The organism is Stutzerimonas stutzeri (assembly GCF_038561965.1).
In the GTDB taxonomy this organism is placed as follows: Bacteria; Pseudomonadota; Gammaproteobacteria; order Pseudomonadales; family Pseudomonadaceae; genus Stutzerimonas; species Stutzerimonas stutzeri_AA.
On the sequence record NZ_CP139348.1, the window covers coordinates 3,494,935 to 3,520,645 of the forward strand.

Here is a 25,711-nt window from a genome sequence, read left to right on the forward strand (position 1 = left end):
TGTCTGCTTATAGGTCTAGTCCACGGCCAGGCTGTTGGTGCAGCACAAGACAATGAGCCAGGTCGGGAGACGGAATGTAGGGGCAGCTCGGCGCGCCGTTCTTGCGCAAAACTACGGAAGTTTTACGAAAAGCTACGAAAGCTGGACATCGAAACGCGGCGGTAACAAAAGCGCACCAGGATGGCGCAGCAATATGCACATTGGAGGGGGAAGGCCCGAAAACAGGGCGATAGCGGACCGGTCAGGAATCCGACTTGCGCAATCCGCGAGGAGTCAGACCGAGGTAGCGGCGGGTCGCTGTGGTCAATGCGCTCTGGCTGGAGAAGCCGCACTCCTCGGCAATCCGCACCAGCGGCAGCGGCGTTTCGCGCAGCAGGCGGGCAGCACGGTCGAGGCGGGTCTTGAGCAGGTACTGGTGCGGCGTGAGGCCGACACAGTCCTTGAACTGGGCGTGGAAATGGCTGGGGCTCAGGCAGGCAACCTGCGCCAGTTCGGCGACAGTAATACGCCGCGCCAGGTTGTCCTGAATATGGTTGTCCAGTCGCTGCAGGTCCAGCGGGCCGGTCGGGCGCTGGAGTGATTCGCCGAACAGCCGCAAGTGCAGCGCGCGCAGCAACACGCCGCCCAGCGCCCTGGCCAGCAACGGATCGCTGCCGTAGCGCGCCAGCTCGGCGCCAGCGTAGGCCAGCAGATTCTGGAAATCAGCATCCAGCGCGGGATAGCGCGGCGCTTCGAACAATCGGGCGAGCAGCTCCGGGTCTTCGGCGCCGACGTCCTGTTCGTCCAGATCGATAATCAGCATGCGGTTGTCGCCAACACCGGCGAAACCATGATCGGCGTCGCCCGGCACCAGGCAAGCGCGCATGCGGCAAACCTCACCGCCCGAACCGTTGACCTCGAATTCCGCGCGCCCAGAGAGAGACATCACCAGCTGGTGATAGTCGTGGGCGTGCTGATGAGCCTGGTCATCCAGACGAAGCAGACGGGCGTTAAGCATGATGGGCACCTGTGCGTCCAAGCACTGTACCGAAGCCTGCATAAAGTGCCCACCCCCAAGCGACGGGATTGAAATCATCTGCGCCACTACCCATCTAAGTTGCACGTATTCGCAACGGGTGCCGCATGAACGACGACGTCAATCAGGATCACATCGAGCAGGAAATAATCTCCTCCAACGATCTCGTGCTGCCTGACCAACAGCTACCGGAAAAGCTCTACATCATCCCGGTGCACAACCGGCCGTTCTTTCCGGCGCAGGTGTTGCCGGTGATCGTCAACGAAGATCCCTGGGCCGAGACCCTGGATCGCGTGGCCAAGACGCCGCATCAGCGCGTCGCCCTGTTCTTCGTCGATTCGCCGGTGCTGGACATGGCGACCTTCGACCCGGACAGCCTGCCGGAGCACGGAACCATGGTCCGCGTGCATCACGCCTCTCAGGAAGGCGGCAAGCTGCAGTTCGTCGCCCAGGGCCTGGCGCGCGTGCGTATCCGCGGCTGGCTGCGGCGCAAGCCGCCATACCTGGTGGAAGTCGATTACCCGAAAAGCGATGAAGACCCGCGCGACGAGGTAAAGGCCTACGGCATGGCGCTGATCAACGCGATCAAGGAGCTGCTGCCGCTCAATCCTTTGTACAGCGAAGAGCTGAAGAACTACCTCAACCGCTTCAGCCCCAACGACCCCTCGCCGCTGTCGGATTTCGCCGCCGCACTGACCACTGCGCCTGGCGTGGAACTGCAGGAAGTACTGGATACCGTGCCCGTATTGAAGCGCATGGAGAAAGTGCTACCGCTGCTGCGCAAGGAAGTGGAAGTCGCGAAGCTGCAAAAGGAGCTGACCGGCGAGGTCAACCGCAAGATCGGCGAGCGTCAGCGCGAGTTCTTCCTCAAGGAGCAGCTGAAGATCATCCAGCGCGAGCTGGGCATTACCAAGGACGACAAGAGCGCCGACGCCGACGAGTTCCGCGCACGTCTTGAAGGCAAGGTGGTGCCGCCAGCCGCGCAGAAACGCATCGATGAAGAGCTGAACAAGCTGTCGATCCTCGAAACCGGCTCGCCGGAATATGCCGTCACCCGCAACTACCTCGACTGGGCCACCGCCCTGCCCTGGGGCGTATTCGGCCAGGACAAGCTCGACCTCAAGCGTGCGCGCAAGGTGCTGGACAAGCACCACGCTGGCCTCGATGACATCAAGAGCCGCATCCTCGAATTTCTTGCCGTCGGCGCCTTCAAGGGCGAGATCGCCGGCTCCATCGTGCTGCTGGTCGGCCCGCCCGGCGTAGGCAAGACCAGCATCGGCAAGTCCATCGCCGAATCCCTTGGGCGGCCGTTCTATCGCTTTAGCGTCGGCGGCATGCGCGACGAGGCGGAAATCAAGGGCCACCGCCGCACCTACATCGGCGCCCTGCCCGGCAAGCTGGTGCAGGCGCTCAAGGATGTCGAGGTGATGAACCCGGTAATCATGCTCGATGAAATCGACAAGCTCAGCAGCAGCTATCAGGGCGATCCGGCTTCGGCGCTGCTGGAGACGCTGGACCCAGAACAGAATGTCGAATTCCTCGACCACTATCTGGACCTGCGCCTGGACCTGTCCAAGGTGCTGTTCGTCTGCACGGCGAACACCCTGGACTCGATTCCCGGCCCGCTGCTCGACCGCATGGAGGTGATTCGCCTATCCGGCTACATCGCCGAAGAGAAGCTGGCCATCGCCAAGCGTCACCTGTGGCCCAAGCTGCTGGACAAGACTGGCGTACCGAAGGAGCGCCTCGCCATCAGCGACAGCGCCATGAAAGCGGTGATCGAGGGCTATGCCCGCGAGGCCGGCGTGCGACAGCTGGAAAAGCAGCTGGGCAAGCTGGTGCGCAAGGCGGTCGTCAAGCTGCTGGAGGACCCGCAAGCGGTGCTGAAGATCACTCCGAAAGACCTGGAAAGCTACCTTGGCAAGCCAGTGTTCCGCAGCGAGCAGGTGCTCTCAGGCGTCGGTGTGATCACCGGTCTGGCCTGGACCAGCATGGGCGGTGCCACCCTACCGATCGAAGCCACGCGGATTCATACGCTGAACCGCGGTTTCAAGCTCACCGGCAAGCTCGGGGACGTGATGAAGGAATCGGCGGAGATCGCCTACAGCTACGTCAGCTCTAACCTGAAAGCCTTCAAGGGCGACCCGGAGTTCTTCGACGAAGCGTTCGTACACCTGCACGTACCGGAAGGCGCCACGCCCAAGGACGGCCCCAGCGCTGGCATCACCATGGCCAGCGCGCTGCTGTCACTGGCGCGTGACCAAGCGCCAAAGAAAGGTGTAGCCATGACCGGCGAGCTGACACTAACCGGCCACGTATTGCCGATCGGCGGCGTGCGTGAAAAGGTGATCGCCGCGCGGCGACAGAAGATCTTCGAGCTGATCCTGCCGGAAGCCAACCGCGGCGACTTCGAGGAGCTGCCCGACTACCTCAAGGAAGGCCTTACGGTGCACTTTGCCAAGCGCTTCGCGGATGTGGCCAAGGTGCTGTTTTGAGCGGGGTACCGTGCTTTTGCGATTCGCCGTAAGCGCGGGTGCGCCTATCAAGGGCACGGCAAGCACCGCTCTGTGAGCGGCCTCGCTGCGGGATAACTGGCAAAAAGTGATCGTGCCCACGTCCACCGTGGGCACGTCCGCAGGGCTCCCGCATCGCGCTCGCCGCTTCTCTGACTTGCCTGCAACCAAGCTCTTTTGGGCTATCCTTGCCCACTTCATCCTGACCGGTGCCGATCATGCCTTTCGACATCCCCCGTCTGCTGCTTGCCGCCAGCGTTGCCCTGCTTGCTGCCTGCGCCAGCTACGACAACACGCCGTCGAGCGTCGTGCTCAGCGATGATCGCCGTTGCCCGCAAACACTGCAGAACGGCCAACTACTCATCGTCAGCCTGCCAAGCAACCCGGCGACGGGGTATCGCTGGACATTGCATGAGTCCGCCAAGGACCAGCTACGCAGCCTCGGCCCCGAAGTCTTCAGCAATCCGAAAGATGACATGATCGGCGGTGACGGCCTCTCCACCTGGCGCTTTCAGGTACAAAACTCCGGTAGTGGCAGGCTATACCTGACCTACCAGCGACCTTGGGAATCCGCCAGCGAGCCGGCCGATCTATTCGATTGTCGGATCGAAGTGAACTGAACCGCGGCCGAGTCCGCGGCGAACCTGGTTTCGGCTACAATGCGGCCCCGTTTTTCGACGCCGCAGCCCGCACCGTGAGCCACGATCCCGACCGTCTGTTTGCCCAGCCCCTACCCCGTATTCAGGACTTCGTGTTCAACGAGGATGTGGTGCGGGTGTTTCCCGACATGATCAAGCGTTCTGTTCCCGGTTATCCCACGATCGTCGAGAACATCGGGGTGATTGCTGCTCAGTTCGCGCAGCCGCACACCCATCTTTACGACCTTGGCTGCTCGTTGGGAGCGGTTACCCAGGCTTTGCGCCGCCACGTGACAGCAGACAATTGCCAGGTGATCGCGGTGGACAACTCCACGGCGATGGTCGAGCGCTGCCGTGAATACCTGCATGGGCAGGATTCGATGTTCCAGGAGCTGCTGCCGGTCGAGGTCATCGAAGGCGACATCCTGGCTCTGGAGTTTCAGCCAAGCTCAGTGGTGGCGCTGAACTTCACCCTGCAGTTCATTGCACCGGAACAGCGTCCGGCATTGCTCCGACGTATTCGCCAGGCACTGGTGCCCGGTGGCGCGCTGATCCTGTCGGAAAAGCTGCGTTTCGCGGATGAAGACGAGCAACAGCTGCTAACCGACCTGCACGTCGCCTTCAAGCGCGCCAATGGCTACAGCGAACTGGAGATCGCTCAGAAACGCAGCGCCATCGAGAACGTGATGAAGCCGGACAGCCTGGAAACCCATCGCCAACGGTTGCTGGACGCCGGCTTTTCCAAGGTCGTGCCGTGGTTCCAGTGCCTGAACTTCGCCTCGTTGATCGCCCTGCCATGAATCTCGACCTGACTCCCCTCGCCTGGCGCCTGGCCGGCACACCGCTGGCCGCCTGGGCCAACGGCGTCCAGCAACAGCTGGACGCGAAGCTTGCCATTGGTCACGGCGACCTGCCCCGTTGGCGGCGCGCCGTCGATGCGCTGCCAACGCTGGCGCCAGCGCACGTCGAACTGCGTGACTGCTTTCGCCTTGACGCCAGCTGTGACGATGCCACGCGCGAAGCCACCCGCGAGGCATTGATGGGCCTGTCACCATGGCGCAAGGGGCCGTTCAACGTGTTCGACGTGCATGTCGATACCGAATGGCGCTCGGACTGGAAGTGGGACCGCGTTGCACCGCACCTGGACCTCTCCGGCAAACGCATCCTCGATGTCGGCTGCGGCAATGGCTACTACATGTGGCGCATGCTTGGCGCCGGCGCTGACAGCGTGGTCGGGGTCGATCCGAACTGGCTGTTCTTCTGCCAGTTCCACGCAATGAAGCGCTACCTGCAAGAGCTGCCGGCCTGGCATCTACCTTTCGCCCTGGAAGAGCTGCCAGCCAAGCTCGAAGGCTTCGACACCGTATTCTCCATGGGTGTGCTCTACCATCGCCGCTCGCCGGTCGACCATCTCCTCGACCTCAAGGACTGCCTGGTCCGCGGCGGCGAACTGGTACTGGAGACCCTGGTGGTGGAAGGCGACGAGAACAGCGCGCTGGTGCCGGAAGACCGCTACGCGCAGATGCGCAACGTCTGGTTCCTGCCCTCGGTGAAGGCGCTGGAATGCTGGCTGCGCCGGGCCGGATTCGTCGATGTGCGTTGCGTGGACGTCAGCGTGACCAGCATCGAGGAGCAACGCAGCACCGAGTGGATGCGCTACCAGTCGCTACCGGACTTCCTTGATCCGAAAGACCACGGCAAAACCGTCGAAGGCCTACCGGCGCCCATGCGTGCCGTACTGCTGGCACGCAAGCCTTGACTGCCTGACCTGAACATCCATTCAGCGGCGGCCGCGGGTTGCCGAACCCTTCTGACGCCGCTGCGCCACCAGTTGCCGTAACGGAGCCTGGGCCATTTCGCTAAGCCTGCGCCGGTCCAGATCGCGCGCCGCCAACTGGCGATCATCCAGCGTCAGCAGTTGCCGATACAGGCGCCTCTGTCGCCAGGCGCGAAACCAGTCGTGCAGACTACGCTGCAGGTCCAATGGCCACATGGCCGGCATATAAAAGTCAGGTATCTGGGCCTCGGTTGGTTGCCGCGCATACGTCTTGCGTCTTTCACCAGACATACTCGCCTCCACTTCGCTAATGGCGACAGCTCACTGGTTGTGGCGCCACCGGTTAACGACAGGATGAGCGGGGGTTGACCGTTCAAACAAACGACTAATATGAAAGCCTGTGTTCAGAAATACTGAAGGCTACCCATATGACCGAGTCAGTCGGGCAAACGCCTACCAGCGCCACGCCGCTGCTGGAAAGTGACGTCCTGCGCACCTTCGTCGCCATCGCAGAAAGTGGCAGCTTCACCCGTGCCGCAGGACAGATCTATCGCAGCACCTCGGCGGTCAGCATGCAGATCAAGCGCCTCGAAGAGACGCTGGGGCGCTCGTTGTTCATCCGCGAAGCTAGGCAGGTACGCCTCACGCCAGCCGGCGAAACGCTGCTCGGTTATGCGCGGCGCCTGCTCAAGCTCAACGAGGAAGCGGTCGCCCAGTTCCGTCAGCCGACGCTGCAGGGTCGCGTACGCTTTGGTACACCGGCGGATGTCGGTACGCGCATCCTGCCCGGCCTGCTGGCGCTGTTCGCACGCAGCCACCCCGGTGTAGAAGTGGACGTCTCGGTCGCCCGCAGCATCGACATGATCGAACGTATCGACGCAGGCGAACTGGACCTGGCCTTGGTCACCATCGGCAATCTCGGACAGGACGACTCGCGGGGTGAACCGGTCCATAGTGAACCCCTGGTCTGGGCGGGACGCAGCGGTGGGATTGCGGCGCTGCGCTCGCCGCTACCACTGGCCCTGGCCAGTCCCGATTGTGCCTGGAGGAGGCAAGCACTGGATGCGCTCGATCGTATCGGTCGCCATTACCGCGTTGCCTATTCGAGCGAGCAGACCTCCGGCCAAGAAGCGGCGATGATCGCCGACCTCGCAATCGCGCCCTACCCGGCGAGCCTGCTACGCCCACCCCTGCAGTGCCTGGATGGGCAATACGGACTACCGCAGCTGGGCGACTATCGAATCAATCTGCTGCGCGGCGGCAATCGGAGCGACGCCGTCGACATCCTGGCGGAACAGGTGATCGCTGCCTTCGTCGAATATCGGCACCTGCGCGGTAGCCGTCGAACCGGGCCAACCGAGGAGATGAAATGGCACGCTGGATGATCATCGCAGGCGCGGCACTAATCCTGCTCGGCGTCGTGTGGCACTACTTCCCCTGGCTGCTGAACTGGTTCGGCAGGCTCCCCGGCGATATTCGCATGGAGTCCGAACGCAGCCGGGTGTTCATTCCGATCACCTCCATGGTGATCCTCAGTGTTCTGCTGACTGTATTGGTCAACCTGTTCCGCCGCTGAGGACCCTGACCATCCGGACCGGCCAGACGAGCACCGCTCCGCACTGTCGTGGGTGCGGCTTGCCTGCGAACGACCCCGCACAGGCTGACCAATGCAAAGCCAGCCCACCGCGGTGTCATCGCGACTGCAGCATCCTAGGCTCTGTCAGCCCCGTGCCGCCGCGCTCAGGATCAGATGTTTCATTTCCTTGACCGCCTGCTTGAAGCCGACAAACAGTGCGTGGGCGACGATGGCGTGGCCGATGTTCAGCTCATTGATGCCGCGAATGGCAGCGATGGCCTCGGCGTTGTGGTAATGCAGGCCATGCCCGGCATTGACGATCAACCCGTGGCTCAAACCCGCCTCGACACCGTCGCGAATGCGCGCCAACTCGCAGGCTCGCTCAGCCACGCTGTGTGCATCGGCATAGCGCCCGGTGTGCAGCTCGATAGCCGGCGCGCCGACCCGCGCCGCCGCCTCGATCTGCAGCGGGTCGGCATCGATGAACAGTGACACTTCCGCGCCACAGCAGCGTAGACGCTCAACGGCTTCGCGAATACGCGCCTCCTGCCCGGCCACATCCAGACCACCCTCGGTAGTCAGCTCCTGGCGCGTTTCCGGAACCAGGCAGACATGTTCCGGACGCAGCTGCTCGGCAAAGGCCAGCATCGCCTCGGTGACGCCCATCTCGAAGTTCATCCGCGTCTGCAGAGCATCCTTCATCATCAGCACGTCGCGTTCCTGGATATGCCGACGGTCTTCACGCAGGTGCACCGTGATGCCATCCGCACCGGCCTCTTCGGCATCCAGCGCGGCTTTGACCGGGTCCGGATAACGAGTACCGCGGGCCTGGCGCAAGGTAGCGACATGGTCGACGTTGACGCCGAGCAGAATTCGATTGGCTTCAGTCACGCGGGGCCTCCTTAAGACTCATGAACAGTTCGCGGCTGACCAGCGGTCGACCGCCCAGATGGGGTGCCAGCGCCTGGCGCATCAGACGCTTGGCCGCGGCGAGCGCTCCCGGCACTTGCCAATCGGCCTCGGCCATGGCCAATAGCTCTGCACCGTTGAACAGCCCTGGCTGAAACCCGGTGACCGGTTCCAGCCCGGCGTCAGGCAACAGATGATAAAGCCGTTGCGGGTCGATCGGCTGCCCGGTGATGTCCACATCGAGAGCAAAACCATAGCCCAGCTCACTGAGCAGCCGCCATTCGAATGCACGCAGCAGGGGCTCCAGCGGCCGGTGGGCGGCCAGGGCCAGCAATGTCGCAACGTAATGATCGAACAGCACGGGATGTGCATCTTCGGCAGGCAGCAAGCGGATCAGCAACTCGTTGAGATACATGCCGCTGAACAGCGCCTGGCCATCGAGCCAATGCGACGGACCAGCGCCTTCGAGCCGGGCGACGGTCTTCAACTCGGACTTGCCGCGCAACTCGACTTCCAGGGTCACGAACGGGCGGATAAGGCTACCGGCCTTGCCTCGCGCCGCTCGCATGACGGCACGCAGCCGACCCTGCGGAGTGAACAGGTCGACCAGCGCGCTGCTTTCCTTGTACGGGCGACTATGCAGAACGAACGCAGGCTGGTGCATGGCAGGCCAGAAGGTGCGCGAAGCGCACCATTGATTGCGGGTCGGCGCTTACTGGTAACCCAGCGAATGCAGCGCGCGCTCATCATCGGACCAGCCACCCTTCACCTTGACCCACAGGTGAAGCATGACCTTGGAGTCGAACAACACCTCCATGTCCTTGCGTGCTTCCTGGCCGATACGTTTGATGCGCTCACCCTTGTCACCAATGATGATCTTCTTCTGCCCGTCACGCTCGACCAGGATCAGCGCATGGATGTGCAGCACGCGGCCTTCCTGCTTGAAGTCCTCGATCTCAACGGTGATCTGGTAAGGGACCTCGGCGCCAAGCTGACGCATGATCTTCTCGCGTACCAGCTCAGCGGCAAGGAAACGGCTGCTGCGATCGGTGATCTGGTCTTCCGGGAAGAAATGCTCGCTCTCGGGCAGGCGATCGGCCACCAGCTTTTCCAGTGTTTCCAGGTTCTGTCCGTGCTGTGCGGAAATCGGCACGATCTCCGCGTTCGGCAGCTGCTCGGCTAGCCAACGCAAATGCGGTAGCAAGTCGGCCTTGTCTTCGACCCGGTCGGTCTTGTTGACCGCGATGATCAGCGGCCCGGTGACGTACTGAACACGCTCTAGCACCGCCTGGTCCTCGTCGGTCCAGCGGGTGCGGTCGACGACGAAGATCACCACGTCGACATCCTTCAACGCCGAGGCCGCCGTGCGGTTCATGTAGCGGTTGAGTGCCGTCTCACCGTTCTTGTGCAGGCCGGGCGTGTCGACATACACCGCTTGCACGCTGCCCTCGGTCTTGATGCCGAGCATGTTGTGCCGCGTGGTCTGCGGCTTGCGAGAGGTGATCGCGAGTTTCTGTCCGAGGATATGGTTGAGCAGGGTCGACTTGCCGACGTTCGGCCGTCCGACGATTGCGACATAACCGCAACGGCTGACGTCTTCGGGTTGTAGCTGTTCGTCAGTCATGTCCGTTCTCCACGCCCAGGGCGATCAATGCGGCTGCCGCGGCAACCTGTTCGGCAATTCGGCGGCTGGCGCCCTGCCCATGCGTTTTCTCATTCAGCAAAGCCACCTGGCATTCTACGAAGAAGCTGCGGCAATGCGGTTCGCCCTGGATGTCCACCACCTCGTAACGCGGCAGTTCGCAGGCACGCGATTGCAGAAATTCCTGCAGTCGCGTCTTCGGGTCCTTGTTGGTGTCAACCAGAGTCAGACTCTGCAACTCGTTGGCCAGCCAGGCGATGACCCGCTCGCGAGCAACATCCATCCCGGCGTCCAGATAAATGGCGCCAATCAGCGCTTCGAGCGTGTCAGCCAGAATCGATTCGCGACGGTAGCCACCACTCTTGAGCTCACCGGAACCCAGACGCAGGTATTCGCCGAGCTCGAAACCACGCGCGAGTATCGCCAGTGTTTCACCCTTTACTAGGCGGGCACGCAGGCGCGACAGCTGTCCTTCACGGGCCTGGGGGAAATGATTGAACAGCGCCTCACCGGCGACGAAGTTGAGGATGGCGTCGCCGAGGAACTCCAGACGCTCGTTGTTGCGTCCGGCATAGCTACGATGGGTCAGGGCCAGGAGCATGAGCTCCTGATCCTTGAATTGATAACCGAGCCTGCGCTCGAGACGGGCTAACGAAGTGCTCACGGCATCCTTAGGCGATATTCTTTGTCGAAGTTCGCCACCAGATCGAGATTACGGATCAGCAGCTCGCGTTTTTCGTACTTCAGGTGCGCTCTGAATTCGTTGTTCTGAATCTCGACCTTCAGCGCATCCTTGAGATCAATATTCTGGATGCCGTTGACCTGCATCCCTTTACTGACATGACTATAGAACTCTCCGACGCTATGGATACCGAGCGATTCGTCGGTTTCCACGGACTGGATGATCTTGTCCATGGACATGTAATCGAAGTAGTGCGGAAACATCTTGAACCCGGTGCTGGCTACGAATGCCACAACCGCCAGGACCATGATCCAGCTCAGCATGGACAGCCCTTTTTGCGAACGCGCAAAACTCATGTCGACCTCTATGTCGTTTTGATACCCACCGATCGGGGCAGGACAAATATAGCGAGCCCGGCTCGCTCAGCGAGGGTCGCAATTCACAGCTTTCAGTGAATCAGGCCCACACGAGAAAAGTTCGGCAGGTTGCTGAGTTTCGGGTCGGGCCAGCTCATCCAAACGGCAAAAGCCTTGCCGACGATGTTGCGGTCCGGAACCATGCCGGCCAGCTCGGCGGGAATCGACTCACTCTGCCAGTAGCGACTGTCATTCGAATTGTCGCGATTGTCGCCCATCATGAAGTAATGATCGGCCGGAACGGTCCACTGCCGGCTTGGCTCGATACGGTAACGTCCCATTTCCTTGCGGATCAGGTGCTCCATTTCGCCCAGCTTTTCCCGATACAGCACGGCGCTGCCTAGGCTGCCGGGCTCTTCGCCGACCAGGCTTTCGGCAACCGACTGATCGTTAACGAACAGCCGGCGATCGCTGCTGTAGCGCACAACATCGCCAGGCAGGCCGACGACCCGCTTGATGTAGTTGATGCTCGGCTCATTGGGATAGCGGAACACCATGACGTCGCCACGTTTCGGATCGCTGACCTCGATCACCTTGGTATCCACCACAGGCAAACGAATGCCGTAGGCGAATTTGTTCACCAGGATGAAATCGCCCACTTCGAGCGTGGGGATCATCGAGCCGGACGGAATCTGGAACGGCTCGACGAGAAACGAGCGCAGCACGAGGACGATAGCCAGCACCGGAAAGAACGACTTGCCGTACTCGATGAGCACCGGCTCCTTGTTCAGCGCTTCGAGCGTCGATGGATCGATTTCCCCGGTGCGCCCTTCGTAGTTGGCTATCGCGGCCCGACGACGGGGTGCGAAGAACAACAGATCGCTCAAGGCCAACAGGCCACAGACAGCTACGGCGATAACCAGCAGCAACGGGAAATTGATCGACATATCAGCTATCCACCTTCAGCACAGCGAGGAAGGCTTCCTGCGGAATTTCGACGTTACCGACCTGCTTCATACGCTTCTTACCAGCCTTCTGCTTCTCAAGCAGTTTGCGCTTGCGGCTGACGTCACCGCCGTAGCACTTGGCAAGGACGTTCTTGCGCAGCGCCTTAACCGTGCTACGTGCAACGATCTGACCACCGATCGCCGCCTGGATCGCCACATCGAACATCTGCCGCGGGATCAGCTCCTTCATCTTCTCGACGAGGATGCGGCCCTTGTAGTGGGCGTTGTCACGGTGAACGATCAGCGCCAGCGCGTCGACTTTGTCGCCGTTGATGAGGATGTCCAGACGCGTCAGGTTGGCTGACTGGAAGCACTCGAAGCTGTAGTCCAGCGAGGCGTAGCCGCGGCTGCAGGACTTCAAGCGGTCGAAAAAGTCCAGTACCACCTCACTCATTGGCAGGTCGTAACGCACCTGAACCTGAGTACCGAGGAACTGCAGGTCACGCTGCACGCCACGTTTCTCGATGCATAGCGTGATGACGTTACCCAAGTGCTCCTGCGGCACAAGGATATTGGCGCGCACGATCGGCTCGCGCATGTCCTCGATGGAGGACACGTCCGGCAGTTTGGACGGGCTGTCGACATAGATGGTGTCGCCGTTCTTCAGCACGATCTCATAGACCACTGTCGGCGCGGTGGTGATCAGATCCAGGTCGTATTCGCGCTCCAGGCGCTCCTGGATGATTTCCATGTGCAACATGCCGAGAAAGCCGATACGGAAACCGAAGCCAAGCGCGTCGGAGCTTTCCGGCTCGTATTGCAGCGCGGCGTCGTTGAGGGTCAGCTTCTGCAGCGCTTCGCGGAAATCCTCGAAATCGTCCGAGCTGACCGGGAATAGGCCGGCATATACCTGCGGCTTGACACGTTTGAAGCCGGGCAGCATTTCAACGTCGGGCGTGCTCGACAGCGTCAGGGTGTCGCCCACAGGCGCTCCGAGGATGTCCTTGATGCCGGCGATGATGAAGCCGACTTCACCGGCTTTGAGATCTACCGTAGCGGTATGTTTGGGGTTGAATACACCGACGCTGTCCACCTGATGGACCTTGCCGGTGGACTTCACCAGCACCTTGTCGCCCTTCTTGATACGACCGTGGCGCACTCGTACCAACGAGACAACGCCCAGGTAATTATCGAACCAGGAATCGATGATCAGCGCCTGCAATGGCGCCTCGATATCGCCGGTCGGCGGCGGAATCACCGCGACCAGGCGCTCGAGCACCTCGTCGACGCCCATGCCGCTCTTGGCACTGCAGGCGACCGCGTCGGTCGCATCGATACCGATGATGTGCTCGATCTCGTCTTTGACCTTTTCCGGATCGGCCTGCGGCAGATCCATCTTGTTCAGCACAGGCATCACTTCAAGGCCCTGCTCGATCGCCGTGTAGCAGTTGGCGACAGACTGCGCCTCGACACCCTGGCCGGCATCTACCACCAACAGAGCACCCTCGCAGGCGGCCAGTGAGCGGCTGACTTCATAGGTAAAGTCGACGTGACCGGGCGTGTCGATGAAATTCAGCTGGTAGGTCTTACCATCACGCGCGGGGTAATAAAGCGTAACGCTGTGGGCCTTGATGGTGATGCCGCGCTCGCGCTCGAGATCCATCGAGTCGAGCACCTGGGCTTCCATTTCACGCTCGGTAAGGCCACCGCACATCTGGATGAAACGGTCTGCCAGCGTCGACTTACCGTGATCGATATGGGCGATGATGGAGAAATTGCGGATATGACTCAGGTCACTCACAGCTCAACACTCGGAAAAGACGCGGACCGATTGCCCGCCGAAAATAGCCGCGAAGTGTAACTGATCAACCTCTACAGTGCCATGCACAAGCCGTCCGCATGCTAACCAGCAGCGCCGAAAGCTCCCTGCAGCGGCCGCAAATAAAGAGGGACGGTAAAGAACCGTCCCTCGATCGTCACTGACCCGCCTGTTACTCGGCGAGCTTGAAGGTAATGAAACTAGCGCGGCCCTGGCGCAACACGCGCATCGAGACCGAGCGGTTTTTCGGCAGTTGCTCGGCCACCCGGCCGAAGGTCGCAGCCGAATTGATAGCCTGATTGTTCAAATGAGTGATGACGTCGCCCGGACGCAGACCGATCATTGCTGCCGGGCCGTTGAGTATCTCGGTGATCACCACACCGCCAGGCAGATCCAAGCTCTTCTTCTGCTCCTCGGTCAGCTCGGTCACCTTCACGCCGAGGCGATTGTCGCTGCGCTCCTGACCGCCGCCGGACGCTGCAACCGGCTCGCCCTCTTCCGGCATGGCGCCAATGCCGACGTCCAGCATCTTGCGATCACCGTCGCGCACGACTTCCATGCGAGCCTTGCTGCCAGGCTTGAGCGCACCGACCAGATGCGGCAGATCTGCCGACATCACGATCGGCTTGTCGTTGAGACTAAGGATCACGTCGCCAACACGCAGTCCGCTTCGGGCAGCCGGCCCACCATCCATTACCTGAGCTACCAGGGCGCCCGCAGGCCGCTCGAGCCCAAAGGATTCGGCCAGATCTTTGTTCACTTCCTGTATCACCACACCAAGCCAACCACGATTGACCTTGCCATCGGTGCGCAGCTGATTGGCCACGTCCATTGCAACATCAATCGGGATGGCGAACGACAGACCCATGAAGCCGCCGGAACGGGTGAAAATCTGCGAATTGATACCGATCACTTCACCCTTGAGGTTGAACAGCGGGCCACCCGAATTACCCGGATTGATCGCGACATCTGTCTGAATGAAGGGCACATAGCTTTCATTAGGCAAGCTACGACCGGTCGCACTGACGATGCCGGCAGTAACCGTATGATCGAAGCCAAACGGAGAACCAATGGCTAGCACCCACTCGCCTGCTTTCAACTCATCGGAGCGACCGATCTTTACGGTCGGCAAGCCTTTGCCTTCTACCTTCAGAACCGCTACGTCCGAACGGGGATCGGCGCCAATCAGTTTTGCCTCGAGTTCGCTGCGATCCGGCAGGCGCACGATGATTTCATCGGCACCGGCGACCACGTGATTGTTGGTCAGCACATAGCCGTCATCGGAGATGATGAAACCCGAACCCAGGGATTGCGCTTCGCGTTGCTGCCCACGGCCCGGAGCACCCGGCATCTGCGGGATACTGTGCTCAAAGAATTCACGAAAAATCGGAGGCAGCCCTTCAAGTTCGGGCATTTGCGCCGTAGCGCCTCGTGTTTGCACCTTCTGCTTGGTGCTGATGTTGACCACGGCTGGCGAGGCACTCTCGACCAGCGGCGTGAAATCTGGCAAGGCTGCTTGAGCAACCATGGCCTGCCCGAACAATGCCAGGCCAGCCACAAAGGCAAAGCAGCTGTTTCGATTGAACATGACTACAAGTCTCCCCACGGACAAAACGAGAAAGCTCAGGGACTCGCAGGCCCCGCGAGCATGGCGCGCAAAACAACCGGCTGTAGATCCGGATTGTCTACCGAACTACGGCTTCGCATACGCACGAATAGCCAGGCGAAAAAGAAGCCCCCGAGGCCCGCCAGTATCACCACCGGCTCGCGCGCTGAGAACTGGGCAGCAAGCGCCGCAGCCGCCATCAGCATGATCAGGGGAAGAAGATAGACAAGGACGGCACCGCGCAGCAATACATCCTCTCGAATGCCGACGATGACTGAATCGCCGACCTGAAGCTGGAGATCACAAAGAGCCCGGATCAGCCCACGTCGCTCGCGGACGCCGAGAGTATCCATCAACCCCTGACCACAGGCGCCCTTGGCAGAGCAGCTGGAGCAGGTGCTTTTGCGGCGCGTCTCAACCCAGACTGCGCCGGTATCCAACGCAACCACCCGCCCCGGCTCTTCGATCATTGCTGCGCCTGTTCTGCGCCAACTCGCATGGAAAGGGCCACGCGCTCGGCGGTCCCGAGAGGAATCTCGCCGACTACTGTAACCATCACATCACCGTCCGACGTACTGATACGCTTGGAAACGGCTACGGTCGGGCCCATCTGACTGCGCGCGTCCTCGACCAGCGCTCCGCGCAACGGTTCGAGAAATACGGAGAACTTGGCCAGACCGTCGCCATAGGACAGCCATGCCACGGTCTCCGACGAAGCTGGGCTGGGACGCTCGTTAGCGTCAAGCAACTTGAACCCAGCCGGCAACCAATCGGATCGCCAAACCGACGACGGATTAGCCTCTCGCTTGGAAACCGATACCGACTTACATCCAGCACTAGGCTTCAGCTGATCAGCATTGATCGCATCGGTTGTTAACTGGGTAAATTGGAAGCGCTCAAGCAACTGCCCTTTTTCATTGAGCATCAATGACTTGAGCGGTAGCGCCGTCTCGCGATCGAGGTGCAGCTCAAAACCATAACGGTGCTGATCACGCGGCACGACTGCCAGCGCGACAGCGGAACGACCAGCGACTCGAGAGTCGCCGATTTCGCGAAATTCATACCATTCGGAGAGTGCTTTCGGATCGAGACGCTGCCCATGCCAGGCTTGCGCCTCACGCACCTGAGCGGCGAGGTCATCCGTGGCACATTGCATCTGACCGTCGACTAGCAGGACTTCGGCAGGCGAACCGTCGAGCTGGAGCAGACGCTCCTGCATACCGGAATCTTCGACCTGCTGCCATACGGCATGACTTGAAAAGCTGCCGTTGCGTTCATAAACGAACGTTCCCGCATAACTTTGCTTCTGCTCCGCTACGGCGAGACGTTCCATCCAGGACTCAGCAGCATCAGCAGCAAGGGCCGGCATCGATAGCCAGCCCCCCATCACCACATACAGCGGTAATACGCGCATGTTTCTCCCTAACGTTCTTCCATGCTGGCCGCGCGAGCGTAAGGCAGCGCGCTCTCCGATCCATTACCAAAAGCAGCTTGCTGTGCATGCTGGCGAACATATGAAGGCAGACGCTCTTCATGCCAACGCTCCACCGGAGCAGCATCTGCCGCACCTTGCGTAGCAGCGTCCGCTTGCTCGCTGTAACCAGCCAACACTGTCGGCCCTTGATTGGTTTGCGGAAGCGCAATGCTCGGCTGAGGCGCTTGCTGCGCGAGCTGCGGACCAGCAACTTCGTTCTGATTGTACAGGCGTACACCTGCCAGAACAGCCACTGTAACCGAAGCAGCTACAGCCAACCGACCAAGGCTCTTCCAACCGTTACGCTGTGCTTTGACAGGCGCAGCTTCGTCGGCCAGGGCTGCCGATACCGCCGATGCGATATCAAGACGCGGCTCAATCAACTCCTTGTGCATTGCGGCACGGGCAAGTTGATAACGCGACCAGGTAGCACGCAGCTCCGGGTTGTCGCCTGCGAGCATGCGACGTAATTCCAACTCGTCCGCTTCGTTATCCATCACCGCGGACAGCGATTCATGCAGGGCTTCACGACTCATGGCGGTTCCTCTCTTGGCTGTCGCCGCTGTCTCAGGATTCATGCAACAAGGGTTGCAGCGCTTTATCTATGGCTTCACGCGCCCGGAAAATCCGAGAACGTACTGTGCCCACCGGACACTGCATGACACTCGCAATGTCTTCATAACTAAGACCATCAAATTCGCGCAGTGTTAGAGCCGTACGCAAATCTTCTGGCAAAAGTTGAATAGTTCGATGAACGGTATCTTCTATCTCATCCCTGAGCAGCGAACGTTCCGGCGACTCGATGTCCTTGAGGGCGTGATCACCTTCGTAGAATTCGGCATCTTCGGAGCTCACATCACTATCCGGGGGGCGCCTACCACGCGCCACCAGATGATTCTTCGCCGTATTGATGGCGATGCGGTACAGCCAAGTGTAGAACGCACTGTCACCGCGAAAATTAGCGAGTGCGCGATAGGCTTTTATAAACGCCTCTTGCGCGACATCCTGAGCTTCATGGGAGTCATGCACGAATCGCACGATCAACCCAAGGATCTTGTGCTGGTATTTCATTACCAGCAGATCAAACGCTCGCTTGTCGCCACGCTGCACTCGTTCAACCAGTTGCTGATCCTGCTCCTGAGTCAACATGAACGCTCCTCCCCGGTAGCGGAGTAGCGCCGCTCACACCAGCGAACCGACCTGCCAGAATAGACCCGGGCTTTACGCAAAAGTTCTCCCCCTCCTAGCAAGCTATCCTGCAATACCTGACGGCGATTGCACTACCAGCGTTACGCCAGATTTGCTGACGACGCCGTCCTGGTGTCCATAGCAAACCACACCGCCCATCCACCATGGCCAGCTGGTTTGCATTCATAACTGCCTATTGAGCTATCCGACCGAGGAAAAGTTCCCCTGGTTAGAAGACAACAGCACAGTCATCTATTTTGGCGCTACATCCCGTCTATATACTAGGGTTCGTTTTTCCGCGGAATTGGACATGAACCAGATTCTACGATACGACGTCTTGGTCATCGGCAGCGGCGCTGCTGGTTTGACCCTGGCGCTCAACCTGCCAGCAGATCTTCGCATCGCAGTGCTCAGCAAGGGCGACCTGTCCAACGGCTCCACCTACTGGGCACAGGGCGGGGTTGCGGCAGTCCTCGACACGACCGACACCGTGGAATCTCACGTGGCGGACACACTCGTTGCCGGCGGCGGCCTATGCCACGAGGACGCCGTCCGTTTTACCGTCGAGCACAGCAGCGAGGCCATTCAATGGCTCATCGAACAGGGCGTGCCGTTTACGCGGGACGACGCGCCTGATCGTGAAGACGGCAGTTTCGAGTTCCATCTAACTCGCGAAGGCGGTCATAGCCATCGTCGAATCATCCACGCCGCGGATGCCACCGGCGCTGCGATATTCAACACGCTGCTGGCGCAGACCAGGCAAAAGAGCAATATTGAACTCCTGCAACAGCGTGTCGCCGTCGATCTGATCACCGAGCACAAGCTTGGTCTGCGGGGCAGGCGCTGCCTGGGCGCTTATGTGCTCAACCGCAATACCGGCGAAGTGGAGACATTCCAGGCGCGTTTCGTAGTGCTGGCCACCGGTGGCGCCGCAAAGGTATATCTCTACACGAGCAATCCGGACAGCGCCTGTGGCGACGGCATTGCGATGGCCTGGCGGGCAGGCTGCCGCGTCGGCAACCTCGAATTCAACCAGTTCCACCCGACTTGCCTTTATCACCCGCAAGCCAAGAGCTTTCTGGTGACCGAAGCGTTGCGCGGCGAAGGTGCGCTACTCAAGCTACCGAACGGTGAGCGGTTCATGCCGCGCTTCGATGCGCGGGAAGAGCTGGCACCGCGAGACATCGTTGCCCGCGCGATTGACCATGAAATGAAGCGGCTCGGCATTGACTGCGTCTATCTGGATATCAGCCACAAGCCTGCGGACTTCATCAAAAGCCACTTCCCCACGGTCTATGAACGCTGCCTGGAATATGGCATCGACATCACCAGCCAGCCCATCCCGGTGGTACCAGCAGCCCACTACACGTGCGGTGGAGTGGTCGTGGATCAGGCTGGACGCACTGATGTTCCTGGCCTGTACGCGATTGGCGAAACCAGCTTCACAGGCCTGCATGGGGCCAATCGAATGGCCAGCAATTCGTTGCTTGAGTGCTTCGTCTACGGCCGAGCGGCCGCCCACGACATCATGCTCGAACTGCCTCAGGTCGCAAGCGCTCCGTCGCTTCCTGCCTGGGACGCCAGCCAGGTCACCGACTCCGACGAGGATGTGATCATCGCGCACAACTGGGACGAGTTACGCCGCTTCATGTGGGATTACGTAGGCATCGTTCGCACCAGTAAACGTCTGACGCGCGCGCAACACCGGGTGCGTTTGCTGCTGAGCGAAATTGACGAGTTCTACAGCAACTACAAGGTCAGTCGCGACCTGCTGGAACTACGGAACCTGGCGCTCGTTGCCGACCTGATGATTCGCTCGGCCATGGAACGCAAGGAAAGCCGCGGACTGCACTACACACTCGACTACCCGGAACCTCTGCCGCAGGCAATCGATACTATTCTGGCGCCGCCCACCTACGCCGACTGAACTTGAGTCGCACCCGCAAGCGACGGTGCTGCTCACGCGGCAGCGCGTCCCGGGGCACGCAGACGCTGCCGGCGAAGCGCCGACCCGGCAGGCGAAAGCGCAGAACCACGATCAGAGGCAACGCGAGGCTGTCAGGCAGTAGCTGGATCGGCTGCCACCCCTGCCGCTCGCTATAAAGATGCCAGCCACGCTCGTCATGCCGCAGGCCACGCCAGGCGTTCCGGCTGGACAGCAGGACGCTGCGCGGCACTACGTAGAACGCATGAGCAAGACATAAAAGTAGGCAGGTCAGCTGCAGCCAAAACGGTGCAGCCGACAGCGCGATCGCAGCCAGGGCGAGCCCCTGAGCGGCAAGATAGAGCGCCAACAACAGACCGGAAGGTCGCCATTGGCATTCGAAAGGTGGATTACTCGGGCTGGACACGGTCCAGAATCATGCGAACCATGCGCCGCAGATCCTCATCCTCCGGCTCGCCCCGCTGCATGAACCAGCCGAACATGTCTTGATCTTCACAGCTCAACAGTTTGCGGTAGCGACGCTGATCGTCTTCATCGAGATCTGGATAGACCTCTTTGACGAAAGGCACCAGCAACACGTCGAGCTCCAGCATGCCACGGCGGCTCTGCCAGAAAAGACGATTGAGTTCGGATTGCTCAGCCATACATCGGCTCCTTTTGAGAAGGCGCGCATTATAGCGGCTGCGCGACGCTCATCAGCCGCTTTTTTCGTCGCACTGCAAACCCGCCATCACGCAACCATTTTCAACGGCCTGCTATGATGCCCACCCGGATTCTGACGACGACTGATCATGACCGACACTGCTTATTTCTGCGTTCTGTCGCATGAAGGCGTCCTTGCCGTACGCGGCCCGGATGCCAGCAAGTTTCTCCAGGGTCAGCTGACCTGCAACCTCAACTACCTCAATGCCGAAACCTCCAGCCTGGGCGCGCGCTGCACGCCCAAGGGACGCATGCAATCGAGTTTTCGCATCGTGCTGGACGACGATGGTTACCTGCTTGCGATGGCCAACGACTTGCTGCAGCCGCAACAGGCCGATTTGAACAAATACGCCGCGTTTTCCAAGTCTCGATTGATTGATGAGAGCAGCGAATGGTGCCGATTCGGCCTCGCCCAAGGCGATGGTTCGCTGGTCAGCCTGGGCCTTGACCTGCCCCAGAAGGCCGATAGTGTCGTGCGCGGCAATCGCATGATGGCCATCCGGCTACCGGACGGCCGCGCCGAACTATGGACATCGAGCACCGATGCGGATCAGATTCGGACGCGCCTGACGGCGCAATTGAACGAAGCGCCGGTCAATCGTTGGCTGCTCGACCAGGTTCGCGCGGGCATTGGCCAGGTCTTCGGCAGCACCCGCGAGCTGTTTATCCCGCAGATGATCAACCTCCAGGCAATGGGCGGCGTGAGCTTCAAGAAGGGCTGTTACACCGGACAGGAAATCGTGGCGCGCATGCAGTATCTGGGCAAACTCAAACGCCGTCTGCACCGCCTCGTCAGCGAGGGCCCGCAGAGTGAAATGCCGGCGCCAGGCGTCGAGCTTTTCTCGCCGGTCCACAGCTCCAGCGTTGGCGAAGTGGTCATTGCGGCGACCTTTGCTGGCGGCATCGAACTGCTCGCAGTCGTGCAGGAAGACGCCGCCGCCGACGGCCGTTTGTACCTCGGCTCTCCGGACGGCTTGCCCTTGAGCCTGCTCGAACTTCCCTACCGCCTGAATCCGGATCAGGAAATTCAGCGCTAGTGCGAACCGGAGCCAGAAAGCAGATTCACGAGAGGCGCACCATAGGCTCATGCCGCCGCTGGCAGGCCAGAAGCGCCCAAGCGACACTGACCGACACCATAAAGGAATGACATGAGCACCCTTGCCGAGAAAGTCCAGCGCGAATTGATCCTCGCGATCGAGAATGATGAACTCGTCCTGCCTACGCTGCCTGAGGTGGCACTGCGTGTTCGCGAGGCGGCCGAAGACCCTGATATCAGTATCCCGGCGCTTAGCAAGGTGATCGGTAACGATGCGGCCGTCACTGCCCGCATCATCAAGGTAGTCAACAGCCCCCTGCTGCGTAGCAGCCGCGAGATCGACGATCTGCAGATGGCGATCAGCCGTCTGGGCATCAACTACACCTGCAACCTTGCCACCGGCCTGGCGATGGAGCAGATGTTCCAGGCGACCACCGACGTGGTCGATCGCAAGATGCGAGAGGTCTGGAACAAGAGCACCGAGGTGGCCGCCATCAGCCATGTGCTCTGTCGCCATTACACGCGCCTGATGCCGGATCAGGCAACGCTTGCCGGCCTGGTTCATCAGATCGGCATACTGCCAATTCTGACCTACGCAGAAGAGCACAGCGCGCTGCTTGCGGACTCGTTCAGCCTCAATCATGTCATCGACAAGATCCACCCCATGGTGGGCGAAAAGATCCTGCGTGCCTGGGACTTCCCGGAAGCCATTGCATCGGTCGCCGGAAAGTACACCGACTTCCGTCGCGACTCGGCCACGGTCGATTATGTCGATATCGTTCAGGTCGCGACGCTGCAAAGCTATATGGGTACGCAACACCCCTATGCTCAGCTGGACTGGAGCGAAATTCCGGCCTTTGCCAAGCTTGGGCTCGATCCAAGTGAACTGATGCAGGAAGACGAAGATCTATCCGCGGCCATGGACGCCGCGATGAGCATGCTTCAGTAGCAAGCGTCCGCCCACCCGCCGTTCGCCCGAAAGCGAGGAACCGTCCCTACGAGCGCCTAGTCACAAAAGGGACGGCAATTTCGCCGCATCGTGGTTTCGCGTCACGCCTGTGCTAGACGCGACCCTAGTGATGTAAGGAGAACGCAATGACCAAAACAACCAAGACGATTTTCTCGGGCGCCTTTGCTCTGCTGGTTGGGCTAGCGGCCAACATGGCCCTGGCTGCCGAAGGAGAAAACTTTGTCGATGAGGCCTCAGCGAAGGGCATCGCCGAGATCGAAACTGCAAAAATGGCACTGGACAAGGGAACGTCGCAGGACGTGAAGCAGTTTGCCCAGAAGATGGTTGATGACCACACCAAGGCCAATCAGGAACTCGCGCAACTGGCGCAGCAGAAAAACCTGGAAATGTCCGACGAAGCAACACTCATGGACAAGGCCAAGGCCATGATTCTGAAGCTGCGTGATGGCGAGAATTTCGACGAGGCTTATGCCAACAACCAAGTCGTCGCACATGAACAGACCATCGAGCTGTATCGGGAATATGTTGAGAGCGGCGAAAATGCGGACCTTAAGCAGTTCGCACAAAAGACGCTACCCAAGCTCGAAGAGCATCTGACGCACGCCAAGGATCTGCAGGCCAAGCACAGCAACAAGAACTGATCCGCCCAGGCCCGATGCCGCCGACAGGCATCGGGTCACACCTCTGCCGGCAGCTGCCAATCGATAGGCTGCATCCCTTGCTGGGCTAGAAATTGGTTGGAGCGACTGAAATGGCCGTTGCCAATGAAACCGCGGTGTGCCGATAACGGTGACGGGTGCACAGACTTCAGCATGAGATGCCGCGTCGCATCGATCAGCTTCGATTTCGATTGCGCATGTGCCCCCCAAAGCATGAACACCAGATGCGGGCGCCGCTCGCCCACCACCTCGATGATGCGATCGGTGAACTGCTGCCAGCCCGCCTTCGCGTGCGACACGGCCACGCCCTGCTCCACGGTCAGCGATGTGTTGAGCATGAGCACGCCTTGTTCCGCCCAATACTGCAGGTAGCCATGCCGCGGCATATCCAGATTCAGATCACGCTTCAGCTCTTTGAAGATGTTCTGTAGTGATGGCGGCGGCGTTACGCCTGGCTGTACCGAGAAGCACAGACCGTGAGCCTGTCCGGGTCCGTGGTAGGGGTCCTGCCCAAGAATGACCACCTTGACCTGCTCCAACGGAGTCGAGTTGAGCGCGTTGAAAATCATCGGGCCCGGCGGATAGATCGTCTTGCCAGCTGCCTTCTCGCGCCGGAGAAAAGCGCCGAGCTCGTGCATGTACGGCTTGTCGAACTCCTCGCGCAGCGCATCCTTCCATCCTGCCTCGAGCCTGATGCGATCGTCTTGAGTCATGAGCTGTTTCCGGGTGGCCAAGCCGCCGAACCCTAAAAAACCCGATTGCCATTGTCAACGACAAAACTGCGCAGCCGTTGCGTTACCGCAATAGCAGCCCCCCCTCCTTTAGTCATAATCGCACCTGGCTCACGTACTGATGCCCGCAGGTCTTTCACACTTCACATAAAGAGTGACGCAAGCACCGGTCGCGATGTAAAAAAGCCCACTGCCAATAAACCAATAACAATAGCGATAACAAGGAACATGCGATGAACCGGATTACCCTTTTGGCGCTAGGGCTGGGGTTCTGTCTTACGGCTCAAGCTGCCGACCCCATCACGCTCGGTCTCAACTATCCCCGCACCGGCAGTTACAAGGAAGAAGGTCTGGCGCAGATGCGCGGCGCCTTGATGGCTATCGACGAGATCAACCAGGCCGGAGGCGTGCTTGGCCGTCCCCTGCAACTGATCAGCCGCAATACCGCCTCGCGCCCCGACAAAGCCATCGCTAACGTCGACAAGATGGCTGACGAAGGCGTAGCCATGCTCTTCGGGGGCGTATCCAGCGCGGTTGCGATCGCTGCCAGCAAACGAGCGAAGGAACGTGGACTGCTCTACTTCGGCACGCTGACGTACTCCAACGACACCACAGGCAAGGACGGCCATCGCTACATGTTTCGCGAATGCAACAACGCCTGGATGAGTGCACGGGTGCTGGGCCAGTACCTTAACGAGAATCTGCCTGGCAAGACGTACTTCTACATCACCTCGGATTACACCTGGGGCCATACCAGCGAAAGCTCGCTACGCCAGGCCACCGGGACCGTAGACGCAAACAAGCATCAGGGGGTTAAAACCGCCTTCCCCGGCGCCCGTCTTTCCGACTATCGAGCCGCACTGGAAAAGGCCGCCAACAGTGGCGCCGAGGTACTGGTGCTGGTGCTGTTCGGCGAAGACATGGTCCGCGCCATGCGCATCGCCGACGAGCTCGGCCTGAACAAGAAGATGCAAATCGCCGTCCCGAATCTGACGCTGTCGATGGTCGAACTGGCCGGCCCCGACATCATGCGCGGCGTACTCGGCACAGAGCCCTGGACCTGGCGCGTGCCGGAACTCGAAGGCTCTGACCTAGGCAAAGCATTCGTGCGTAACTTCGGTGATCGTTATCAGACCCATCCCTCCAGCTCTGCCGCTTCGGCCTACAGCATCGTCTATCAATGGGCGGATGCCGCCACCCGAGCCAAGAGCATCGGCAGCGAGCAGGTCATCTCCGCACTCGAAAACCACAGTTACAGCCTGCTCAAGGGCCAGCAGCAGTGGCGCGGGTTCGACCACCAAAACGTGCAGACCGTCTATGCGGTTCGGGTGAAACCCCGCGAAGATGTACTCAAGGACCGCTTCAAACAGGACTACTTCGAAATCGTCCATCGGCTATCCGGCGAACAGGCCGCACCTACTTTGGCCGAATGGCAGGAAGAGCGCCGCGTCGGCGGCCAGCCGGCTAGACTACAGTGATCGAAGCGGTGCGCCTGAGCGTCTGATCAGACGCACCGCAACACTCTG

Annotated in this window: 28 protein-coding genes; 11 read left to right on the forward strand and 17 right to left on the reverse strand. The window is 60.3% G+C overall.

The annotated features are described in order from the left end of the window. Positions 1–241: 241 nt before the first annotated feature. Positions 242–997 carry an AraC family transcriptional regulator gene (locus tag SM130_RS15990; RefSeq protein ID WP_102825421.1) on the reverse strand — a complete coding sequence of 252 codons (756 nt, stop codon included), beginning with the start codon at positions 995–997 and terminating at the stop codon, positions 242–244. Between the two features lie 125 nt (positions 998–1,122). Here SM130_RS15990 and lon point away from each other — a divergent pair, with 125 nt between their 5' ends. The 4 genes from lon (at position 1,123) to cmoB (ending at position 5,925) form a co-directional block, all read left to right on the forward strand. Next, entirely contained in the window at positions 1,123–3,510 is a 2,388-nt protein-coding gene (lon, locus tag SM130_RS15995; protein ID WP_102825070.1) for an endopeptidase La, read from the forward strand. 236 nt (positions 3,511–3,746) lie between these two features. Continuing rightward, entirely contained in the window at positions 3,747–4,148 is a 402-nt protein-coding gene (locus tag SM130_RS16000) for a protease inhibitor I42 family protein (protein WP_102825069.1), read from the forward strand. 74 nt (positions 4,149–4,222) lie between these two features. Then, complete coding sequence (gene cmoA, locus SM130_RS16005; protein ID WP_102825420.1) at positions 4,223–4,966, forward strand: carboxy-S-adenosyl-L-methionine synthase CmoA; 744 nt, start codon at positions 4,223–4,225, stop codon at positions 4,964–4,966. Next, complete coding sequence (gene cmoB, locus SM130_RS16010; RefSeq protein WP_102825068.1) at positions 4,963–5,925, forward strand: tRNA 5-methoxyuridine(34)/uridine 5-oxyacetic acid(34) synthase CmoB; 963 nt, start codon at positions 4,963–4,965, stop codon at positions 5,923–5,925. The genes cmoA and cmoB overlap by 4 nt, the downstream gene beginning before the upstream one ends. Before the next feature lie 21 nt (positions 5,926–5,946). Here the strand turns inward: cmoB and SM130_RS16015 are convergent, their stop codons facing one another. Next, positions 5,947–6,234 carry a hypothetical protein gene (locus tag SM130_RS16015; RefSeq protein WP_181019254.1) on the reverse strand — a complete coding sequence of 96 codons (288 nt, stop codon included), beginning with the start codon at positions 6,232–6,234 and terminating at the stop codon, positions 5,947–5,949. A 137-nt stretch (positions 6,235–6,371) separates the two neighbouring features. Here SM130_RS16015 and SM130_RS16020 point away from each other — a divergent pair, with 137 nt between their 5' ends. After that, positions 6,372–7,328, forward strand: coding sequence for a LysR substrate-binding domain-containing protein (locus tag SM130_RS16020; RefSeq protein ID WP_102825067.1), 957 nt, complete (start codon positions 6,372–6,374; stop codon positions 7,326–7,328). Beyond that, the gene (locus SM130_RS16025) at positions 7,313–7,519 is read left to right on the forward strand and encodes a DUF2905 domain-containing protein (RefSeq protein WP_102825066.1); all 207 of its coding nucleotides are present in this window, start codon (positions 7,313–7,315) and stop codon (positions 7,517–7,519) included. Before SM130_RS16020 ends, SM130_RS16025 begins: the two co-directional genes overlap by 16 nt. 144 nt (positions 7,520–7,663) lie before the next feature. Here the strand turns inward: SM130_RS16025 and pdxJ are convergent, their stop codons facing one another. The 12 genes from pdxJ to rpoE all read right to left on the reverse strand — a co-directional run bounded on the left by pdxJ (position 7,664) and on the right by rpoE (position 18,103). Continuing rightward, positions 7,664–8,410 (reverse strand): pyridoxine 5'-phosphate synthase, encoded by a 747-nt coding sequence (gene pdxJ, locus SM130_RS16030; RefSeq protein WP_102825065.1) that lies wholly within the window; start codon positions 8,408–8,410, stop codon positions 7,664–7,666. Then, the gene (gene recO, locus SM130_RS16035; RefSeq protein ID WP_102825064.1) at positions 8,403–9,092 is read right to left on the reverse strand and encodes a DNA repair protein RecO; all 690 of its coding nucleotides are present in this window, start codon (positions 9,090–9,092) and stop codon (positions 8,403–8,405) included. The genes pdxJ and recO overlap by 8 nt, the downstream gene beginning before the upstream one ends. Before the next feature lie 48 nt (positions 9,093–9,140). Next, positions 9,141–10,052, reverse strand: coding sequence for a GTPase Era (gene era, locus SM130_RS16040; RefSeq protein ID WP_102825063.1), 912 nt, complete (start codon positions 10,050–10,052; stop codon positions 9,141–9,143). Continuing rightward, positions 10,045–10,734 carry a ribonuclease III gene (rnc, locus tag SM130_RS16045; protein ID WP_102825062.1) on the reverse strand — a complete coding sequence of 230 codons (690 nt, stop codon included), beginning with the start codon at positions 10,732–10,734 and terminating at the stop codon, positions 10,045–10,047. Before rnc ends, era begins: the two co-directional genes overlap by 8 nt. Continuing rightward, on the reverse strand, positions 10,731–11,108 hold the full coding sequence (locus tag SM130_RS16050; protein WP_102825061.1) for a DUF4845 domain-containing protein: 378 nt from the start codon (positions 11,106–11,108) through the stop codon (positions 10,731–10,733). Before SM130_RS16050 ends, rnc begins: the two co-directional genes overlap by 4 nt. 92 nt (positions 11,109–11,200) lie before the next feature. Further along, positions 11,201–12,055, reverse strand: a complete 855-nt coding sequence (gene lepB, locus SM130_RS16055; RefSeq protein WP_102825060.1) for a signal peptidase I — start codon at positions 12,053–12,055, stop codon at positions 11,201–11,203. Between the two features lies 1 nt (position 12,056). Beyond that, positions 12,057–13,856, reverse strand: coding sequence for a translation elongation factor 4 (gene lepA / locus SM130_RS16060; RefSeq protein ID WP_102825059.1), 1,800 nt, complete (start codon positions 13,854–13,856; stop codon positions 12,057–12,059). Between the two features lie 190 nt (positions 13,857–14,046). After that, a complete protein-coding gene (locus tag SM130_RS16065) occupies positions 14,047–15,462 on the reverse strand; it encodes a DegQ family serine endoprotease (protein ID WP_102825058.1) in 1,416 nt (471 codons plus the stop codon). Between the two features lie 35 nt (positions 15,463–15,497). After that, complete coding sequence (locus SM130_RS16070; RefSeq protein WP_102825057.1) at positions 15,498–15,950, reverse strand: SoxR reducing system RseC family protein; 453 nt, start codon at positions 15,948–15,950, stop codon at positions 15,498–15,500. Continuing rightward, a complete protein-coding gene (locus tag SM130_RS16075) occupies positions 15,947–16,894 on the reverse strand; it encodes a MucB/RseB C-terminal domain-containing protein (RefSeq protein WP_102825056.1) in 948 nt (315 codons plus the stop codon). The genes SM130_RS16070 and SM130_RS16075 overlap by 4 nt, the downstream gene beginning before the upstream one ends. Before the next feature lie 8 nt (positions 16,895–16,902). Beyond that, positions 16,903–17,490 (reverse strand): sigma-E factor negative regulatory protein, encoded by a 588-nt coding sequence (locus tag SM130_RS16080; RefSeq protein ID WP_102825055.1) that lies wholly within the window; start codon positions 17,488–17,490, stop codon positions 16,903–16,905. Positions 17,491–17,521: 31 nt separating this feature from the next. Continuing rightward, positions 17,522–18,103 carry an RNA polymerase sigma factor RpoE gene (rpoE, locus tag SM130_RS16085; protein ID WP_003282114.1) on the reverse strand — a complete coding sequence of 194 codons (582 nt, stop codon included), beginning with the start codon at positions 18,101–18,103 and terminating at the stop codon, positions 17,522–17,524. Positions 18,104–18,452: 349 nt separating this feature from the next. Between rpoE and nadB the strand changes: the two genes are divergently transcribed. Continuing rightward, positions 18,453–20,069 (forward strand): L-aspartate oxidase, encoded by a 1,617-nt coding sequence (nadB, locus tag SM130_RS16090; protein WP_102825054.1) that lies wholly within the window; start codon positions 18,453–18,455, stop codon positions 20,067–20,069. On the opposite strand, the gene SM130_RS16095 is transcribed toward nadB, so the two are convergent. Beyond that, a complete protein-coding gene (locus SM130_RS16095) occupies positions 20,038–20,493 on the reverse strand; it encodes a protein YgfX (protein WP_102825053.1) in 456 nt (151 codons plus the stop codon). The two genes, nadB and SM130_RS16095, sit on opposite strands and share 32 nt — an antisense overlap. Continuing rightward, positions 20,477–20,731, reverse strand: a complete 255-nt coding sequence (locus tag SM130_RS16100; RefSeq protein WP_102825052.1) for a succinate dehydrogenase assembly factor 2 — start codon at positions 20,729–20,731, stop codon at positions 20,477–20,479. Before SM130_RS16100 ends, SM130_RS16095 begins: the two co-directional genes overlap by 17 nt. A 147-nt stretch (positions 20,732–20,878) precedes the next feature. On the opposite strand from SM130_RS16100, the gene SM130_RS16105 reads away from it, so the two are divergent. The 3 genes from SM130_RS16105 to SM130_RS16115 all read left to right on the forward strand — a co-directional run bounded on the left by SM130_RS16105 (position 20,879) and on the right by SM130_RS16115 (position 23,436). After that, entirely contained in the window at positions 20,879–21,826 is a 948-nt protein-coding gene (locus SM130_RS16105; RefSeq protein ID WP_102825051.1) for a YgfZ/GcvT domain-containing protein, read from the forward strand. A gap of 111 nt (positions 21,827–21,937) precedes the next feature. Continuing rightward, the gene (locus tag SM130_RS16110) at positions 21,938–22,774 is read left to right on the forward strand and encodes an HDOD domain-containing protein (protein WP_102825050.1); all 837 of its coding nucleotides are present in this window, start codon (positions 21,938–21,940) and stop codon (positions 22,772–22,774) included. Positions 22,775–22,920: 146 nt separating this feature from the next. Beyond that, a complete protein-coding gene (locus SM130_RS16115) occupies positions 22,921–23,436 on the forward strand; it encodes a DUF4142 domain-containing protein (RefSeq protein WP_102825049.1) in 516 nt (171 codons plus the stop codon). Positions 23,437–23,471: 35 nt separating this feature from the next. On the opposite strand, the gene ung is transcribed toward SM130_RS16115, so the two are convergent. Continuing rightward, on the reverse strand, positions 23,472–24,167 hold the full coding sequence (gene ung / locus SM130_RS16120; RefSeq protein WP_102825048.1) for a uracil-DNA glycosylase: 696 nt from the start codon (positions 24,165–24,167) through the stop codon (positions 23,472–23,474). Positions 24,168–24,418: 251 nt separating this feature from the next. On the opposite strand from ung, the gene SM130_RS16125 reads away from it, so the two are divergent. Then, entirely contained in the window at positions 24,419–25,663 is a 1,245-nt protein-coding gene (locus SM130_RS16125) for an ABC transporter substrate-binding protein (RefSeq protein WP_102825047.1), read from the forward strand. The last annotated feature ends 48 nt before the right edge of the window (positions 25,664–25,711 follow it).